Source organism: Nocardiopsis oceani, assembly GCF_054777395.1.
Genome location: NZ_BAAHAR010000069.1, coordinates 1 through 12,453, shown reverse-complemented (window position 1 = coordinate 12,453; position 12,453 = coordinate 1). Strand labels below are relative to the sequence as shown.

10 protein-coding genes and 2 tRNA genes are annotated in these 12,453 nt (G+C 71.4%); 8 read left to right on the top strand and 4 right to left on the bottom strand.

Annotated elements, in window-relative coordinates; translation table 11 throughout:
* The first annotated feature begins 205 nt into the window (after positions 1-205).
* The 3 genes from ACYVDG_RS30180 to ACYVDG_RS30170 all read left to right on the top strand — a co-directional run bounded on the left by ACYVDG_RS30180 (position 206) and on the right by ACYVDG_RS30170 (position 3,169).
* The gene (locus ACYVDG_RS30180) at positions 206-847 is read left to right on the top strand and encodes a DUF1707 SHOCT-like domain-containing protein (RefSeq protein WP_460762302.1); all 642 of its coding nucleotides are present in this window, start codon (positions 206-208) and stop codon (positions 845-847) included.
* A 166-nt stretch (positions 848-1,013) separates the two neighbouring features.
* The gene (locus tag ACYVDG_RS30175; RefSeq protein WP_460762299.1) at positions 1,014-1,646 is read left to right on the top strand and encodes a SanA/YdcF family protein; all 633 of its coding nucleotides are present in this window, start codon (positions 1,014-1,016) and stop codon (positions 1,644-1,646) included.
* 77 nt (positions 1,647-1,723) lie between these two features.
* Positions 1,724-3,169, top strand: coding sequence for a hypothetical protein (locus ACYVDG_RS30170; RefSeq protein WP_460762294.1), 1,446 nt, complete (start codon positions 1,724-1,726; stop codon positions 3,167-3,169).
* A 19-nt stretch (positions 3,170-3,188) separates the two neighbouring features.
* Here ACYVDG_RS30170 and ACYVDG_RS30165 read toward each other — a convergent pair whose 3' ends face one another.
* Positions 3,189-3,956, bottom strand: a complete 768-nt coding sequence (locus ACYVDG_RS30165) for a SanA/YdcF family protein (protein WP_460762291.1) — start codon at positions 3,954-3,956, stop codon at positions 3,189-3,191.
* Positions 3,957-4,005: 49 nt separating this feature from the next.
* Positions 4,006-5,223, bottom strand: coding sequence for a flavin monoamine oxidase family protein (locus ACYVDG_RS30160; RefSeq protein WP_460762286.1), 1,218 nt, complete (start codon positions 5,221-5,223; stop codon positions 4,006-4,008).
* Positions 5,224-5,342: 119 nt separating this feature from the next.
* Between ACYVDG_RS30160 and ACYVDG_RS30155 the strand changes: the two genes are divergently transcribed.
* Complete coding sequence (locus ACYVDG_RS30155; RefSeq protein WP_460762282.1) at positions 5,343-6,908, top strand: DUF885 family protein; 1,566 nt, start codon at positions 5,343-5,345, stop codon at positions 6,906-6,908.
* A 58-nt stretch (positions 6,909-6,966) separates the two neighbouring features.
* Here the strand turns inward: ACYVDG_RS30155 and ACYVDG_RS30150 are convergent, their stop codons facing one another.
* Both ACYVDG_RS30150 and ACYVDG_RS30145 read right to left on the bottom strand, forming a co-directional pair.
* A complete protein-coding gene (locus ACYVDG_RS30150; protein ID WP_460762279.1) occupies positions 6,967-7,965 on the bottom strand; it encodes an N-acetylmuramic acid 6-phosphate etherase in 999 nt (332 codons plus the stop codon).
* Between the two features lie 72 nt (positions 7,966-8,037).
* Complete coding sequence (locus ACYVDG_RS30145) at positions 8,038-9,030, bottom strand: MurR/RpiR family transcriptional regulator (RefSeq protein ID WP_460762275.1); 993 nt, start codon at positions 9,028-9,030, stop codon at positions 8,038-8,040.
* 202 nt (positions 9,031-9,232) lie between these two features.
* Here ACYVDG_RS30145 and ACYVDG_RS30140 point away from each other — a divergent pair, with 202 nt between their 5' ends.
* The 4 genes from ACYVDG_RS30140 to ACYVDG_RS30125 all read left to right on the top strand — a co-directional run bounded on the left by ACYVDG_RS30140 (position 9,233) and on the right by ACYVDG_RS30125 (position 11,915).
* Positions 9,233-10,981, top strand: coding sequence for an AfsR/SARP family transcriptional regulator (locus ACYVDG_RS30140; RefSeq protein WP_460762271.1), 1,749 nt, complete (start codon positions 9,233-9,235; stop codon positions 10,979-10,981).
* A gap of 184 nt (positions 10,982-11,165) precedes the next feature.
* The gene (locus ACYVDG_RS30135; RefSeq protein ID WP_460762268.1) at positions 11,166-11,351 is read left to right on the top strand and encodes a hypothetical protein; all 186 of its coding nucleotides are present in this window, start codon (positions 11,166-11,168) and stop codon (positions 11,349-11,351) included.
* 182 nt (positions 11,352-11,533) lie between these two features.
* Positions 11,534-11,609, top strand: a tRNA-Lys gene (locus ACYVDG_RS30130).
* Between the two features lie 230 nt (positions 11,610-11,839).
* Positions 11,840-11,915 (top strand) — tRNA-Lys (locus tag ACYVDG_RS30125).
* Positions 11,916-12,453 lie beyond the last annotated feature (538 nt).

Below are 12,453 nucleotides of genomic sequence, written 5' to 3'. Positions count from 1 at the left end.
CACGCGTGGTTCAGGACTCTGCCGGGGTCCGTCCTACCCCGGCAGAGTCCTCAACCACCCTAGAGAAGCGTTACCCAGTCCCCCTCCCGTCCAAAGCGCGACAGCTTCGGCAACCTTCGTCTTCCCTCTCCCAGCCGCTGTGTGAGCCACCCCGCATGCTCTAACGTGGGTGTGACAAACAGGGCGGAAGGAGCGGGACGAGCACGTGGCCCCCAATGACATGAGCCGGATGCGCATCTCGGACACCGAGCGTGACCAGGTCGCCGAGATCCTGCGTGAGGCGGCGGGCGAGGGACGCCTCGACCTCGACGAACTCGACGACCGCCTCACCGCCGTCTACGCGGCCAAGACCTACGCGGACCTGGAACCCATCGTGGCCGACCTTCCCGCCGGCGCCGGAGGGTTCGGAGGCTCGGCCTCCGGGGCCGCGGGCGGGCGCGGCACGGTCTCACCTGTGCCCCACAACCCCGTCGCGGGTGGCCAGCCCCTGGTCATCAAGGCCAAAGGCAGCCCCGTGGTCCGCAGGGGGGAGTGGACCGTCCCCCACCGCGTCGAGGTCGACGCCCGCTTCGGCAGCACCAGGCTCGACTTCCGCCAGGCCCGGCTCACCACCCCCGTGATCGAGGTGTGGGTGGACACCTCCTGGGGCGGCGCCGACCTGATCCTGCCGGAGGACGCCACCGCCGAGGTCGATGTCGACGCCTCCTGGTTCGGCACGCTGCGCTCCGACATCGACTCCATCCGCAAGGCCAACGCCCCCCACTTCGTCATCACCGGTGCCTGCCAGGGCGGCAGCCTCCGGGTGCGCCACAAGAAGTCCGGCGGCTGGGCCGGCATCTTCGGCTGAGGTACCGGCGCCGGGCCCGTACGCGTACCGGTGCCCGGGCCCACGGGGCACCACCCCTCCCGCCCCGCGCAGGGGAGCGGAGGGCCGACCCGCCTGCCTCCGCCGTACGCCATGATGGTGGGGCACGCCGCAGGGGCCGTGCGAGAAAGCGGGAGGACACGGGGCTTTGGGAATCTGGATCGCGGTGATCGGAGCGGGTGTGTGCGCCTTGGCGGCAGGACCCTATACCTGGACCCGCCTCGCCAGTGCGGGCCGCCGCGGAACCGTCGACTCCGTCGCATCCCGGCCCGCAGCGGTGGTGCTCGGCGCTGCCGCCTGGCGCGACGGCCCCTCCCCGCTGCTCGCCCGCCGCTTGGACCTGGCCGTGGAGCTGGTAGCGGCGGGAAAGGTCGAGCGCGTCGTCGTCTCCGGTGACAACCGCGAGGTCTCCCGCCGTGAGACCGACACGATGACCGACTACCTCGTGGAGCACGGCGTCCCCGCAGGCCTGGTCGAGGCGGACCCGTACGGCTTCCGCACCTGGGACACCTGTGTGCGGGTCCGGGGATTCTACGGGGTGGACGCGGCGGTCATGGTCACGCAGTCCTTCCACCTGCCCCGGACCATCGCCCTGGCCCGCGCCGCGGGCATCGACGCCGTGGGTGTGGGCGACCGCAGCCTCGGCGCCCGCCGCCGGTCCACCGCGATCGGCTACGCACGGGAGGTCCCGGCCGCCGCCAAAGCACTGCGCGACGCCCTCCTGCGGCCTGCTCCTGCCCAGGACGGCCGCCCCGACCCGAGGGACCCACAGGAGCCCTGACCGTTCCCGGCGGGCCCGTGACAAGGACGACCCGGAGGCCGATTCGCGCAGCGGCGCATAGCGGGGATAATCGCCCCATGAACGCGACGGGAAACGAAGACAAAGACAACACGGAGAACGTGGACTGGGCAGCTCTGGCCCCCGAAGGCGGGGACCGCATCCCTCAGCTGCTCGAACAGGTCGCGTCCAGTGACAGTGCCGTGTCCGACCTCCACGACATCATCCACTTCCCCGCGCCGGGCCACCGGGCGGCGCCCAAGGCCGCTGGCCGCTTGATCGACATCGCGACCGCGGAGGAGACCCCGCCGTCCGACCGCTGGCGTCCGCTCAGCCTCCTGCTCGAGCTGGTCAGCGCGCACGCGGAGGACCGCTTCCCACAGCAGCGCGACCTCGGCCAGTGGCGCGACGAAGTGGCCTGGGTCGGCGCGAACGACGCGGAGAAGGTCCGGGCGCAGTACCGCACCTGGTTGGAGGAGGCGCCAGACGAGCAGCAGTACCTCCGGATGCGCAACCGCCTCGCCGTCATGGAGTCCGACGACGGCGCCGAGCTGATCCAAGCCGAGCTGGACACCTACGAGGCGGTGATCGCCCGGGTTCCCGACCTCCTCACCCTGCTCAAGGGCGGCGCCAACCGGGGCGGCCTGGACCGCGCGGGGGAGTGGGTCAGCTACCTGCTGGGCTTCCTGACCGCGGACGCCGAGCGCATCGCCGCCGAGATTACCGGCGCCTCCCAGATGCTTCTCGCCAAGGACCTGCGCCCCGCGCCCAAGGCACCCACCACCATGCGCGAGGCGATGAACCAGGCGACGGACAACGGTGATCCGCTGCCCGCCGAACTGTTCGCCCTCGGACTGGTCGCCGACCCCAGTGACGTCGACACCACCATCGGCCTCACCCACCAGATGGCCGGCGGCAACCTCTACAACTCCTTCGCCGCCTCGGTCGCCGCGGTCCTGATCCACGGCGAGAACACCCCGCGCGAGGGTCTGCGCCGGATCGGCCGCGGCGGCGGCACGTCCGTGGGCTACGAAGGCCTGTTCAACGAGTCGTGGCCGCACTGCGGCAGCCGTTCCCCGCAGGTCCTGGGCTTCCTGGCGCTGGGACGCGCCGGTGACCGCGCCCGCCGCCTGCGCCTGGACATCCTGCCCGGCCTCATCAAGGGGGAGGACGACTCGCGCGCCCTGGTCACCGGGGTCGGCCTGGAGATCGTCCTCGGCCCCCGCAGCAAGGGGTACTCGGCCGAAGAGCACGCCCAGGCCGACTACGACGAGGAGACCCTGAAGGTCCTGTGGGCCATCGCGGAGCTGCCCGCCTCGGCATGGGAGGACGAGGAGTTCACCTCGACGCTCAGCGCCTGGTCGCTTCCGGACAACGCCGAGGAGTTCTGCGCCCTGGTCGGCGTCGAGCCCGAGCCGGAGGCCGAGGAGGAGTCGGAGGCCGCCGCCCCGCAGCCCCAGCAGTTCGCGGAGCCCCAGCAGCATGTTCCCACCGGTCTCCTCGGCCGCCTGTTCGGCGGCCGGTAGGTGTCCCGGCCCTGGCCGGTCAGCTGTCGCGCGGCTCCCCGGAACCGTCCGGGTCTGAGGAGTCCTCGGCAGCCCCGGCCAGGGCGTCGTCCACGCCGCTCTCGTAGTCGCCGAGCAGGGTCGGGTCGGGCTGGAAGAGCACCGTGCGCAGTGCCGCCACCGCGGCGGGGACCTCCCTGGCCCACCCGTAGACCGTGGCGAACCCGCGTTCCTCCAGGCTGGAGCCGCCTACGCCCACCGTGTCGATCCCCGCGGCCTGGCACAGGCGCACCGCGCGGGGAAGGTGGAACTCCTGGGTGAGGACCGTCGCCTCGGTCACCCCGAAGATCTCGCTGGCCCGGGCGCACGAGTCCCAGGTGGAGAACCCCGCATAGTCGCCGACCACCCGGTCCTCGGGCACCCCCGCCGCCACGACGTAGTCGTGCATGGTGTCGGTCTCGTTGTAGTGATCGGCACCGTTGTCGCCGGTCACCAGGACCGCCTGGACACTGCCCGCCTCGTACAGCTCGACCGCCAGGTCCAAGCGCTGGGCCAGGATGTAGCTGGGCAGGCCGTCGGGGCGCACACCCGCGCCCAGGACGATGGCCACGGGCCGGTCGGGCACCTCGTCCGCAGCGTGGCGCTGTTCGCTGGTGGCGGTCAGGATCCACACGAAGGGCGCGCACAACAGCACCAGGGTGGCCGCGGCGAACAGGACGAGTCGGCGCCGACGGCGGGCAGTGCCGCGGGGCCGGTCGTCGGAAACGTCGTCGGGCGTCTGGCCGGGGGCGGGGTCCGAGGTCGTCACACAGGGGGAGACGACCGGGGTGGGACGGGAGTTCCCCGCGATCCGGGGTTCAGGCGTGCATGCGGCGGAGGGCGTCCATGGCGCTGTCGACGACCTCCTGGTCGCTGTATCCGGCGAGCCGGTGCGCGTGGTCGCCGCCGTTGAAGCCGAGCAGGACCGGTTGCCCGAAGGCCTTGTGGCCGTTCACCCACCAGGACCACAGGCCGGGGGTGTCGGGGTCGGACCATTCGAGGAGGTGCGCCTCCCGGTCCCAGAAGACGCTGGGGAACCACAGCCACAGTTTGTCCAACAGGCCCATGCCCAGCGTCTCGACGGCCGCCCGCTTCTCACTCGGCAGTTCCGGGTGGAAGGTGACGGAGCCGGCTTTGAGCACCCCCAAGGGCAGCGTGACCACGCAGTACTCGCCCCGAACCGCCTCTCCGTCCGCCAGGCGCGCGATCGTCTCCTCGGCGCCGTGCTCGACGGCGGTTACCACCGCACCGAGGCGTACCGGTACCCCGCCGCGGGCCTGTTCGACCAGCTGGTCGTAGCCGTCAGGGAGCAGGAGGTCGTCACCGTGCCCGCCCACGCCCTCGTTGTCGGCGGTGATCGAGAGTTGGTGGGGCTCCGCGCCGTACTCCTGGGTGTAGACCGCGTTGGCGGCGTTGAGCAGCCGCGCGGAGGGGTTGTCGGGGAACACCGCTGAGATGGGTGTGGAGTCGGGGTCGGGCACGAGGTCCATGCGCTCGGTGTACTGTTCCAGCTCCTCGTAGGCGCCGTCGTCCTGGCCGAAGACCTCGTCGTAGCCGAAGCGGATCCGGCGCCCGCCGCTCGCCTGGAGGAGCTCTGTGATCGGGTTGCCCTCGTGTTTGTGGATCCAGGAGGCGCCCATGTCCGCGGCCATGCCGTCGACCCGCTCGGTCCACACGCGGCCGCCGGTGCGCTGGCGACCCTCGAGGACGGTGACCCGCAGACCCGCGTCCGCGAGCGCCCGCGCGCAGGCCAGTCCGGCGAACCCGGCACCGACCACGGTGACGGTCTGCCCCTGCCCCGCAGTCCGGAGCACCTCGGCTGCGGCCCGCCGGCCGCTGAGGAGGGCGCCCGCAGTGGTCGCGGGGGCCTCGTCGGACGTCGCCTCGCCGGCGAAGTGCAGCCGTCCGACGGGAGCGGCGAGGTGACCGCGGACGGCGGTACCCAGCGGGTTCGGCGGGAGGTAGGAGTAGGAGCCCAGGGCGAAGGGGTCGGACGACCAGGAAGTGCGCAGGTGGCGTGTGGGTGCGGGGATCACGAGAGTCCTCTGTTCGCTGGGGCGGGACGCGGACAACGTCCCGGACCGCGGGCAGTCGGGCCATCGTATTACCGGGCCGGTCGACCGGAGGGTCGGGCCGGGCCGGTTAGAGTCGCCGCATGCCTGCACAGCCACACCATGACGAACTCCCCGCGCGACTGCGGGTCCTCGCAGACCTCCTGCCCGGGTCCATGCGTGAGAGTTCGGGGATGCACGAGTACGACGGTAAGGCCGCTGACCTCTCCCCGGAGGGTGTGCGCGACGGGCTCCTCCGGATCGGGGGCCGACCCCTGGACGACGCGCACGACGAGGCCCACCTCTCCGCCTTCGAGAGCGCGTTGCGTTACGAGTTCGAGGAGTTGGAGCTGTACCGCTCGAACCCGCTCTACCACGCGGGTCAGATGGATGTCTCCGGCTACGAGCGCGATTACGCGCCCAAGGCGGAGCGCGCCGCCGCCCGGATCGAGCACCTGAAGCTCTGGCCGGCTCTGGTCGACAACGCGCTGGCCGCACTGGACCGGATCCCCGCACCGGTCGCGGCCTCCCTCCTCGGCGCGGTCGTCGGGGTGGCGGAAGGGTTGCCGGACGACCTGCCCGAGGACGTGCGGCGGGACGCCCTCGAAGCGCACGCCCGCTTGGTCGCGCACGTGGAGAGGGCAGCGGAGAGCGGTCCGGAGAGCGCGAAGCTGGGCGCCGAGGTGCTCCGCGGGCTGATGGGCATCGGCGAGGCCATGGAGGTCGACCTCGACGACCTGGCCGCACGGGCCGAAACCGAGCGGGACCGGTTGCGGGCCAACCTGGCCGAGGCCACCGAGCGGCTGGCCCCGGGACGCGACCCCATGGAGTTCAGCCGCGAACTCACCCGTCGGCACCCCGACACCGACGGGGTCCTCGAAGCCGCCCGAACGTGGACCCGGATCGCCGTCGACTTCACCGAGGAGCGTCAGCTCGCGCCCTACAGCGACGGGGAGTGCCGAGTCGACGTGCCGCCGCCCGCCATGCGCTGGGCCACCGCGATGATGGTCTGGTCCGGGCCGTGGGAGCGGGACACCCCGTCCTTCTACTACATCACTCCGCCCGACCCGAAGCTGTCCGAGGCGGAGGCCGAGGAATGGCTGGAGATGTTCAGCCACACCACCCTGCCCGCGGTGAGCGTCCACGAGGCGGCGCCCGGCCACTACTCACACGGACGCGCGCTTCGCCGGGTCGCCAGCCCGGTGCGGCGGGCCCTGGAGTCCATGACCTTCGCCGAAGGCTGGGCGCACTACGCCGAGGAGATGTGCCTGGAGGAGGGCTTCGGCGAGTACGCCGCCGCGCGGCTCGGGGATCCCGAGTGGACGGCCGACCACTACGAGATCGGTGTCTGGCTGGAGGCACTGATCCGCGTCACCCGGCTGTCCGTGGCCATCGGTATGCACACCGGGACGATGACGGTCGGGGCAGCGGCGGAAAGGTTCTCCGAAGACACCCCGCTGCAGGGACCGTCGGCGCTGTCCGAGGCCCGGCGGGCGACCTTCGACCCCACCTACGGAAGGTACACGTGGGGCAAGCTCGAGATCCTGGCGCTGCGCGAGCGCGCCCGGGAACGGTGGGGGAGTGAGTTCACTCTGCCGCGCTTCCACCGCGCCCTGCTGGAACTGGGTTCGCCGCCGATCGGCCTGATCGGGGCGATCCTCGACGAATAGCGCGGGACCGGTTCCCACAGGCCGGTTCCCACGGGTGGGGAACCGGCCCAAGGCTCCCTCAGGCGCTTTCCGGCCCTTCACCGGGCAGCCCCAGTTCGTTCAGGGCCACCCGAACCCGGCCCCGGCCCTTCTCCAGGGCCCGCGCGGCCCGTCCGGCGTCCACCTCGGCCAACAGCGAGACCAGAGCGACCCGGGTGTCGCCGTCCGCCGCGGTCAGCGCCTCCGCGCACTCTTCCTCGTCCAGACCGGTGGCCTCGACCAGAATCGTCACCACCCGTCCGCGCAGCTTGCCGTTGGTGGCGTCCACGCCCACCATCAGGTTCGAGTAGGTCCGCCCCATGCGCACCATCACCGCCGTGGAGAACGCGTTCAGCAGCAGCTTCTGGGCCGTGCCCGCCTTCATGCGGGTCGATCCGGCGATCACCTCGGCCCCGGTCGCCACCCCCACGTGCACATCGGCACTCTGCGCCAGCGGAGCGTCGGGGTTCGCGCTGATGAGCACCGTGCTGGCCGAACACTCACGGGCCGCCTCCAACGCCCCGCCCACGTACGGGGTCCGCCCGCTCGCGGCGAGGCCGACCGCCAGTGACCCCGCGGGTAGCGCGGCCGCGTCCGTTCGGCCGGACTCCCAGTCGTCCTCGATCCCCTCCACGGCCCGCACGAGCGCGTCGCCGCCGCCCGCGTGGTGGGCCACCACCCACTCGGCGGGGACGCCGTAGGTAGGCGGAAGCTCAGCGGCGTCCTGGGCCGCGATCCGGCCCGATGTGCCCGCACCGAAGTAGTGGATGGGCGCACCCTTTTCCAAGGCGGCCACGCCCAGCTCCACCGCACGGGCCAGCTCCGGCAGTACCGCGTTCACGGCCGCCGCGACCGTGGTGTCCTCAGCGTTGATCTGGCGCAGGATGTCCAGCGCCGGAAGCAGGTCGATGTCGTACGTGCCCGAGTTACGGGCCTCGGTGGGCGCCCGCACGATCACGGCCTCACCGTTCTCCGGGCCTTCGGGGGCCTGTTCCCTGCCGCCGCGCACTGCGCTCTCCTGCTCCTGTTCGGTCCGCAACCGTGCTCGTCCTTCCGTCCGGTCGCGCCGGGCCGTTGCCCAGCGGACCACGGTGCCGACGCGCATAGCGGGTCAGTCGTGGTTTCCGTTGTCACTGTCGGTGGTGCTCCGTGCGGGGTCGCTCCGTCTGCGTCTGCGGTCGTCGTTGAGCCGCAGCCCCCGAACCGCCTCGTAGGTGGTCTCCAAGGCGGTCTTGCTGTCTGTGTAGCGGATCTGCGCCAGCCCCACGAACAGGCAGTCCACCACCGTGAGCTGGGCCAGCCGCGAGGCCGTGGCCCCGGAACGGAACATGGTCTCCCGCGCCGCGGTGGTGAGCACGTGGTCGGCGAAGCCGATGGACGAACGGGGATAGTTGGTGATCGCCACGGTTTCCGCGCCCCGCCGTCCCGCCTCGGACAGCGCCTGCACGGTGTCGATGGTCGTGCCGCTGTGCGAGATACCGATCGCGACGTCGCCCTTTTCCAACAGTGCCGCGCTGGTCAGCATCACGTGCGCGTCCGACCACGCGAACGACGCCAGGCCGATCCGGTGCAGCTTCTGTTGCAGGTCGGCGCCGACGAACGCGCTCGCGCCCACCCCGTACACGTCGATTCTGCGCGCGTTGGCCATGGCGCCGATGACCGTGTGCAGGACCTCGACGTCCAAAGCCGCGCCGGTCTCCTCCACGGCGCGCGCATCGGTGTAGGCGATCTTCTGGACGACGGTGACGAGGGTGTCGTCCGGGTTGATGTCGCTGGCCAGCTCGGGGGTGTTGGTCCGCGCGCCCCTGGCCTGACCTGCCTCGGTGGCCAGGGCCAGGCGCAGTTCGCGGTATCCGCTGAAGTCGATGGTGCGGCAGAACCGGATGACGGTGGCCTCGGACGTCGCACAGTCCTTGGCGAGCTGGGTGATGGAGGAGGCAGCGGCTCGTTCGGGGTCGTCGACGACCCGTTGGGCGACCCGCTGTTCGGCGGGGGCGAGTGAGGGGAGTAGCGATCTGATCCGGAGAACCGTTGTGGGGACCGGTGACGGAGGGCCGTCACCCCGGTCCGTGCGGTCACCAGACGGCTTCGGGATTTGCGCCATGGAGGAAAGTTTCTTTCGGTCGTGGTGCAGAGTCAACGCACCGACAGGAAAAACCGGGAGATTCAAGGATTTCAAGGGACGGCCTGCGCGGCAAGTACCCCCGTTCTGATTGCGGGATCCCAGCTCAAGCGGCACTCTTGAAGGCGGGGCGGCGCCGTCCCACCCGACGAACCGGTGCCCGCCTCACAGAGGGGATGGAGCTGTGTCGCTGTTCGACCCGCAGGAATCACGGGGCGAGGCGACCGCCGCACCCCCCTCCCAGGGCCTCTACGTCTGCCTCCTGGGCCACTTCACCGTCCAGGTCGACGGCGTACCCCTCCGCTTGCGCGGTGACCGGCGGCGCGCGCTGCTCGCCACACTCCTCCTGAACGCAGGGAAGGCGGTCCACACCGACGCCCTCATCGAGCGGGTCTGGGAGACCGGCGGGCAGGCCGCCCGCGGCGCACTCCAGGTCCATGTGGCACGGGCGCGGGCCCTCCTCGAGCAGCAGGTGGGACATCCGCTCATCCAGGGCGCCGACGGAGGCTACCGGATCGACCTCGAAGAGCACCGGTCCGACCTCCTGCATTTCCGCGGGCTGGTCCGTGCCGCCGACCACGCCGCGGCGCGGGGGGACCTCGACACCCACGCCGACCACCTCTCCCGGGCGCTGGGCCTCTGGTGCGGGCCGGTCCTGGGCGACGTCGTCGCACCCGTCCTGCACGAACGGGACGTCGCGGTGCTGGACGAGGAGCTGCTCCGCGTGGCGGAGCGGGGGTTCGGGGCGGCGCTGGCCAAGGGCGACCACGAGCGGGTCGCCGCCAGGGTCGCACGCATCGCCGCCGAACACCCGGAACGCGAACCCCTCATCCGGGTCCAGATGATCGCCCTCTACCGCTCCGGTCGACAGAGCGAAGCCCTGCGCGCCTATGCCCGGACCCGCTCGGTGCTGTCCGAGCGCCTGGGCGCGGACCCCGGTGCTGAACTTCAGGAGACCTTCCACGGCATCCTGCGCGGTGACCTGGACAGCCGCCTCGGCCACGGGCCGCTCGTCACCGGGCCGGGCGGTCTCGTCCCCCGGCAGCGTGCCCACCACGACACCCGGCCCTGCGCCGTCCGCGAGAGCCCCCGGCCGACCGAGGCCCTGGTCCCCGCCGAGCTGCCTGCGGCGCCCCGCGCCTTGGTCGGCCGTGCCGAAGCCATGTCGGAACTCGACCGCCTCGTCGATCCCTGCTCACCGGCCCCCGGCAGCGTCCTGGTGCGGGGACCGGCGGGGGCGGGCAGCAGCGCACTGGCCGCGCGATGGGCGCACTCGGTTGCCACGCACTTCCCCGACGGCCAGATCTACGTCAACCTGCGCCGCGCGGACGGCAGCCCGCGCGAACCCGGCGTGGTGCTGAACCGTCTCGTCCGCTCCCTGTCCGCCGACGCGGTGGACACCGGGAACCTGGACGACGGTTCCGCCGAGCCCGACGAGGCCGCCGCCCGGGCCCGCTCCCTGATGGCGGGGCGCAGGGTGCTGTTCCTGCTCGATAATGCCGTTACCGCCCGACAGGTGCGGCCGCTGCTGCCGGGCAGTCCGGGAAGCGCGGCGGTGGTGACGAGCCGCCACTGGCTCACCGACCTCCTGGTGCGGGACGGTCTGCGCGCCCTCCCGCTGGACGCCCTGTCCGAGGAGGATGCGGTCTCGCTGCTGGGTTCCCTCCTGGGCCCGGACCGCTGCCCGCCGGATGTGCTGCGCCGGCTCTCCGAACTCGCGGGCTGCCTGCCACTGTCCCTGCGGATGGCGGTGGCCTGGCTGGACACACACCCGGACCGGTCTGCGGCGGAGCTGGTTCGGCTGGTGGAGAGGGTGGACCCGGCGCAGGGCGTCTCGCCCACGGCCCGGATGGCCGCCGTGCTGCGCGCCGGGCCCCTGGGGGCGGGCACGGCCGCGGGGAAGTACCGACCGGGCTCCGACCACCGGGGCTGAGTCTCCGCCACCGCTCTTACGTGCGGCTTTCAGCCGGGAGGAGACCGACCGCACACCTGGAACAGCGACAATACGGACCGAACGGAAAATCCGGGTTCCGGTCCCGCCAATGGACGGTCGTGAGATCGACCAGATGTGCTTTGGGGGGTGCTCAGCGGTCTGATGAGTCGCTAGTGTCATGATCATGACGCAGAACAACGAGCCCAACCAGGACCCGGCGGGAACCACGCAGCACTTCCGCCGTTTCGTCGACGAGAACCCCGAGCCCGAGGTGGCTCCGCGGCGCCCGATCCTGCCGCTAGTGCTGGCTGGTGTCGGTGTCGTCCTCGCCATCGGCATCATCGTCGCACTGGTTATGGCCTTCTCATAGGACAAGTTGCATGAACCCCATCCGGGAGGCCGCAAGGACCCTTTCGGGTGGCGTTCGGTATGTGACGGGGACGACCCCTGGGCGACCCCACAACCGGTTCGCGACCACCCCGCGGCCCTGCTAGAGTTGTCTCCGTTGCCGCAGCGAGCCGGAAGCATTCCGGGGGTTCGGGCGGTGATCGGGCGTCATTAGCTCAGTCGGCAGAGCAGCTGACTCTTAATCAGCGGGTCCGGGGTTCGAGTCCCTGATGACGCACCACCCAAACGGCCCCGGCCGGACGGTTCATCCGTCCCGCCGGGGCCGTTGTCGTGCGCGCCCCCGCCCCGCTCCCGCGTCCGCCCAGCATGGCGTCGCGCGCGCCTTTTTCCAGTCCGGTGTTCTGGCGCACATCAGCCCGAAGATGGCTCAGGCTCCCCCGAAGTTCCGGTAGAGTTATCTCCGTTGCCGCAGCGAGCCGGAAGCATTCCGGGGGTTCGGGCGGTGATCGGGCGTCATTAGCTCAGTCGGCAGAGCAGCTGACTCTTAATCAGCGGGTCCGGGGTTCGAGTCCCTGATGACGCACCACCCAAACGGCCCCGGCCGGACGGTTCATCCGTCCCGCCGGGGCCGTTGTCGTGCGCGCCCCCGGTCGGTCCCTCGACCTCGGGTTCTCGGCATTCGGCCCCTCGACAGTCGGCATCTGGACATGGTGCCCCGTGGCCGCTCAGGGCCAGCTTCGTGGCCGCTCCGTGCCAGCTCCGTGGCCGCTCCGTGCCAGCTCCGTGGCCGCTCCGTGCCAGCTCCGTGTCCACAGCTTCTGTAGTGGCGGTGGAGATGGAGAGGCGGGGGTGGGGTGTTCTCCTGCGGTTGGGGTTGCCTCTCTGGGCTGGGGTTTGCCTTGTGGGCTGGGGTGTCCTCCTTTCCCGCCGCCCGATTGTGGCCGTCTCCGCTACGCGCCTCAAGGTCGTCGCCATCGAGCGCTTCGCGCATCAACGGCGCTCCGCTGCGACGGCGGGTTGGCGGCTATCGGGAAAGTTGTGTCCTGAACGTGAACCAGAGGAGGAAGTAGGAACTCTCTGCGGAAGCGGTGCTGCACGCAAAGATGAAGGATCTGGCCCTTCGG